Here is a 5,130-nt window from a genome sequence, read left to right as displayed (position 1 = left end):
GGAACCGGTTCACCATTCACAGTTACGATTTCACTATTCACTGTTACCAGACCAATAAAACGAATCAAACCAAGCAACTAATCCAAACTTTAGCCAGTGAAATTCACTGAAGGTGACAGTGCAGCGAATTTCACCGGGCCAATCGGACGAATATAACCAATTAACCGCTCTTTCCTAAAACCTAAAACCTAAAACGTAAAACTTAAAACGGTTCGAAAGAACCAACGCCTTGCGATAAACAAACGGTAAGCCGTCAACGCCTTTTTCTCGCTCCCAACGAACCAAACCAATCCAATGAACACCGCCATCGAACTGCTGATCCGGATCTTGTGTGACACCCGCCCCGACACATCGGCTGACGGTGCATACTTGTATTGCACCACGGTCGACAACCAGGCGTCAATATTCAAAACGGCCCGGATGCTGATCAGCCATGCCGTCGCAGATCGGGTCTTCATTTTGGATGCGCAGGCGATGAGCGGCTACCCGGGCGTGGACCAGTGCCGACGGCGGCTTGTGGAATTCGGCCTGCCGGCCGAGCGGATCGAATATGTGTCTTATGGTGACGCCGTATCCATCAACACGCTGGTCGAGTCGCGCGCCCTGGTCCGATTTGCCAGAGAGCGCGGGATGAGTTCACTGGTCTTGGTCTCACCACCCTTTCACCAGTTCCGGGCCTTCATGACGGCGGCGACCGTGGCTTTGAAGTGGTACCCGGAATTGGCCATCTACAGCCATCCGGGCGCGGCCATGTCTTGGATGGAATCCGTGGCCCACTCCCAGGGAACCCTGCAGGCACAACGCCGCCAGTTGATACAAGAAGAGCTGATCCGCATTCATACCTACCAGGGCAAAGGCGATCTGGCACCCTTTGAAGCGGTGCTGGACTACTTGAACCGGCGTGATGCTTAGTTCAAATGGTAAACCACTTTCCTAACACCCCAAAGGATTTATGAAATGAGCCCAGCGTCGTCTATTCTCGTTACCGGAGGGGCTGGATTTATCGGGGCCAACTTCGTCCACACCTGGCTTGAGGCAGGCGAGGGCGCCGTGGTCAACCTGGACAAACTGACTTACGCCGGCAACCTCGAGAATCTGGAACCCTTGGCCAAAAGCCCGGGCCACATCTTTGTGAAGGGTGATATCGGCGACCGGCAGCTTGTGGCACAGCTGTTGGATCGGTATTCTCCGCATGCAGTTGTCAACTTTGCAGCGGAGAGTCATGTGGATCGATCCATCTCGGCGCCGGATGAATTCATCCAGACCAACCTGGTCGGCACCTTCAATCTGCTCGAACAGGTGCGCCACCATTGGGAGGGCCTCGGGCCGGATGCCCAGTCTGCGTTTCGATTTCTCCACGTGTCTACAGACGAGGTTTATGGCTCCCTTGAAAAAGATGATCCGGCCTTCTCGGAAACCACGCCCTATTCGCCCAACAGCCCCTATTCGGCATCCAAGGCTGGGTCCGATCACCTGGTCAGGGCCTATCATCACACCTATGGCATGCCGACGCTGACCACCAACTGCTCCAACAATTACGGGCCTTACCAGTTTCCGGAAAAGCTCATTCCACTGGTCATTCATCATGCCTTGACCGGTAAAAAGATTCCGGTCTATGGGGATGGTGCCAACATTCGTGACTGGCTCTACGTCAGGGACCATTGCCGGGCGATCATGGCGGTGCTGGAAAAGGGCAGGCCGGGTGAAGTCTACAATATCGGTGGAAACAGTGAGAAAACCAATCTGGATGTAGTGCACACCATCTGTGACATCCTGGATGAAGTCACCACGGATCAGAACCGTCGCGAGACCCTGGTCACCTTCGTCACGGACAGGCCGGGCCACGATCGGCGATACGCCATTGATGCTTCAAAAATAAAGGCCGAGATGGGGTGGACGCCGGAAGAGACTTTTGAAACCGGTATCCGCAAAACCGTGCAGTGGTACCTTGACAATGCCCAATGGGTCGCCAACGTCACCAGCGGCGCCTATCAAACCTGGATTGAAACCAACTACGGGGAGCGGAAATAATGCAACGCAAGGGAATCATCCTCGCCGGCGGCAGCGGTACCCGGCTGTATCCCATCACCATCGCCATATCCAAGCAGCTGCTGCCAATCTACGACAAACCCATGATCTATTACCCGTTGACCACCCTCATGCTGGCCGGCATCCGGGATGTTCTCGTCATCTCGACCCCCCAGGACACCCCGCGCTTCGAGCAGCTGCTGGGCGATGGCAGCCAATGGGGACTCAATATCGCCTATGCGGTTCAGCCGCGGCCGGAAGGCCTTGCCCAGGCATTTATCATCGGGAGCGATTTTATCGGTTCGCATCCCAGTGCGCTGGTTTTGGGGGACAACATTTTTCATGGCCACGATCTGTCCAAACATCTCTCGGCGGCCAACCGGAAATCCGGTGTTTCCACGATATTCGCCTACCAGGTGACCGATCCCCAGCGATACGGCGTGGTGGCCTTTGACAGATCCGGCAAGGTGATCGGCATCGAGGAGAAACCGAAGCATCCACAATCGGATTTTGCCGTCACCGGTCTTTATTTCTACGATAGCCAAGTAGTGGAGATCGCACGCGACATCCAACCGTCGGCCCGCGGTGAGCTGGAAATTACCGACGTGAATCAACGCTATCTCGATCTGGGTCGGCTGGAAGTTTCGCTGATGGGCAGAGGGTACGCCTGGCTGGACACGGGGACCCACGCCTCACTGCTGGAAGCTTCCCGGTTTGTGGAAATCCTGGAGCGTCGGCAAGGGCTGAAAATCGCCTGTCCCGAGGAAATCGCCTGGCGGTCGGGTTACATTTCCGACGAGCAGCTCGAAACGATCGGTAATTCCATGGGGAAAAATGGCTATGGCCAATATCTGTTGAGAATTCTGAAAAAGAAATCAGGCCCCGCTACCGGATTAGGTTCCTTTTTCCCGGAAAATCAGAGTCTGCCAGGCGTTAGCAATGAGGCCATTGTTACATAACGGGTAGCGGAGAGACAGAATGGTAGATAGGCTATGGGCGATAGGGAAGGGCGGACTGCAATTTTGAATTTTAAATTGCGAATTATGAATGATGGCTAAAAAATCGATTCGATGAAGACGGAAGAGAAGCGTGAGGCTGCGAACGAAAGAAAACCGTTTAGTTGGTTCAATTAGTAGGATTTGTTTGATTCGTTTCTCTTGACCCCTTGGATCCTCGAATCCTTGAACCCTTCTCTAAAAAACATTAACGCCGAACATCGAAAGATGAATGGAAAAGATAAGGATCAGAAACCAGCCATGCCGCATTTTACCCCTCGGTGAACGAAAGTGCTGTATGCGTCTCCTCGCCCCTTTAGGGAAAGGGACAGGGTGAGGGGATAGTGAGGTTTCATCATAGACCTTGGAATAACCCAATGAAAATCACGTTAACGGAAATACCGGATGTCTGCACCATCGAACCAAAGGTGTTCGGTGACAGCAGGGGCTTTTTTTTTGAAAGCTACAATGAAAAACAGTTTATGGAGGCCACCGGATTGCAGGTCGCTTTTGTTCAGGACAATCACTCCCGATCAAAAAAGCACGTGCTTCGCGGCCTTCATTATCAAATCCGACAGCCGCAGGGAAAACTGGTGCGCGTCATCAGTGGTGAGGTTTTCGACGTGGCCGTCGATATTCGCCGGTCATCGTCGACCTTCGGAAAATGGGTCGGAGACTATTTGACGGCGGAAAACAAAAAACAAATCTGGGTGCCTTCTGGTTTTGCCCACGGGTTTATCGTCTTGAGCGATGTTGCCGAGGTTTTATATAAAACGACGGATTACTGGGCACCCGAACACGAACGGTGTATTCGATGGAACGATCCCGAGTTGAACCTCCAGTGGCCGATAGCCGGCAATCCGCTGGTGTCTGAAAAGGATGAAAAGGGCGTTTTATTCCGGGATGCCGAGGTGTTCCCATGAAGGCACTGATCATTGGTGGAAAGGGGCAGTTAGGAACCACCCTTACGCAAACGGCTCCCGAAGCCATCGAATACCGATCCCTCGATCTGCCGGAAATCGACATCACGGATGCGGATGCAATCGGTGCCGTTGTCGGTGACGAAGCGCCCGATGTGATCATCAACGCCTCGGCCTATACGGCCGTGGATCGGGCGGAAGAAGAAGTTGACCTTGCCTATGCTGTCAACGCGAACGGCCCCGAAAACATTGCCCTGGCGGCCAAGAAAGCCGGTGCGCGCCTGGTTCATGTGTCAACGGACTACGTGTTTGATGGTACCGCCTGCACCCCTTACCCACCGGAAGCCCCATGCAGCCCGTTGGGGGTCTACGGCAAATCCAAACGACAGGGAGAGATCAACGTCCTGGATGCTGTCGAGGATGCCGTTATATTCAGAACCTCATGGCTTTACAGCCAATATGGCAACAATTTCGTTTTGACCATGCTCCGGCTGATCAACGAACGGGATGAACTCAAGGTGGTGGCCGACCAGGTCGGCGGCCCAACCTGGGCCGCTACATTGGCTGCCGCCATTTGGACAATTGTCGGTAAGACTAATTTGAAAGGGATTTATCACTGGTCGGATGCGGGTGTGACCAGTTGGTATGATTTTGCCGTCGCCATTCAAGAAGAAGCGCTGGCCCGGGGCATGATCGGCAAACCGATCCCCATTCATCCCATCACCACCGCCGAATACCCCACGCTGACCACGCGACCAGCCTACAGCGCGCTGAACTGTTCCGCTTCCTGGCGTGACCTGGGACTTGATCCCACCCAATGGCGCGTGGCCTTGAGGCGAATGCTGGATCAACTTAAGGTCTAAGCGCCGTGAGAGCGGGAGAGCGGGTTAAAAGCCGTTGGGGCGTGAGGGCGAGAGAGCGGGAGAGCGGGAGAGCGGGAGCGGGAAAGAAGATCAGAGGATTAGAAGATAAGAAGATCAGAGGCGCAGAAGATCAGGGGCCAAGAAAATAAGAAGATTAGAGGTGAAGAAGCAAAAATCTGAAACCCGAACTGACCAATTCACCTTTCTCGAATGAGGTCAATTGGTTACGATCACATTTGGATGCCATCGCTTGTTGGTTTCAAAAGGTGAAACCCATTGGGTTTGCCGATCTCACCCCATCTTCGGCGTTAGCTATCGCCGCGC

Annotated in this window: 5 protein-coding genes; all 5 read left to right on the top strand. The window is 53.8% G+C overall.

What is annotated here, in order from left to right:
- The first annotated feature begins 294 nt into the window (after positions 1-294).
- The 5 genes from ABYV26_RS20455 (at position 295) to rfbD (ending at position 4,806) form a co-directional block, all read left to right on the top strand.
- Positions 295-912 (top strand): hypothetical protein, encoded by a 618-nt coding sequence (locus ABYV26_RS20455; protein WP_372683215.1) that lies wholly within the window; start codon positions 295-297, stop codon positions 910-912.
- A 45-nt stretch (positions 913-957) separates the two neighbouring features.
- Positions 958-2,031: a dTDP-glucose 4,6-dehydratase gene (gene rfbB, locus ABYV26_RS20450; RefSeq protein WP_372683214.1), complete on the top strand. Its 1,074-nt coding sequence runs from the start codon at positions 958-960 to the stop codon at positions 2,029-2,031.
- Positions 2,031-2,987 (top strand): glucose-1-phosphate thymidylyltransferase RfbA, encoded by a 957-nt coding sequence (gene rfbA / locus ABYV26_RS20445; RefSeq protein WP_372683213.1) that lies wholly within the window; start codon positions 2,031-2,033, stop codon positions 2,985-2,987. Before rfbB ends, rfbA begins: the two co-directional genes overlap by 1 nt.
- Before the next feature lie 413 nt (positions 2,988-3,400).
- The gene (gene rfbC / locus ABYV26_RS20440; protein WP_372683212.1) at positions 3,401-3,946 is read left to right on the top strand and encodes a dTDP-4-dehydrorhamnose 3,5-epimerase; all 546 of its coding nucleotides are present in this window, start codon (positions 3,401-3,403) and stop codon (positions 3,944-3,946) included.
- Positions 3,943-4,806: a dTDP-4-dehydrorhamnose reductase gene (gene rfbD, locus ABYV26_RS20435; RefSeq protein WP_372683211.1), complete on the top strand. Its 864-nt coding sequence runs from the start codon at positions 3,943-3,945 to the stop codon at positions 4,804-4,806. Before rfbC ends, rfbD begins: the two co-directional genes overlap by 4 nt.
- The last annotated feature ends 324 nt before the right edge of the window (positions 4,807-5,130 follow it).

Source organism: Desulfosarcina sp. (assembly GCF_041551955.1).
GTDB lineage: Bacteria > Desulfobacterota > Desulfobacteria > Desulfobacterales > Desulfosarcinaceae > Desulfosarcina.
The sequence above is the reverse complement of the archived record's forward strand: the minus strand, read 5'-3'. Positions and strand labels throughout refer to the sequence as shown.

Coding starts and splice junctions, on each gene's coding strand:
- rfbB (WP_372683214.1), top strand. CDS start 958: ATGAGCCCAGCGTCGTCTATTCTCGTTACCGGAGGGGCTGGATTTATC.
- rfbA (WP_372683213.1), top strand. CDS start 2,031: ATGCAACGCAAGGGAATCATCCTCGCCGGCGGCAGCGGTACCCGGCTG.
- rfbD (WP_372683211.1), top strand. CDS start 3,943: ATGAAGGCACTGATCATTGGTGGAAAGGGGCAGTTAGGAACCACCCTT.
- ABYV26_RS20455 (WP_372683215.1), top strand. CDS start 295: ATGAACACCGCCATCGAACTGCTGATCCGGATCTTGTGTGACACCCGC.
- rfbC (WP_372683212.1), top strand. CDS start 3,401: ATGAAAATCACGTTAACGGAAATACCGGATGTCTGCACCATCGAACCA.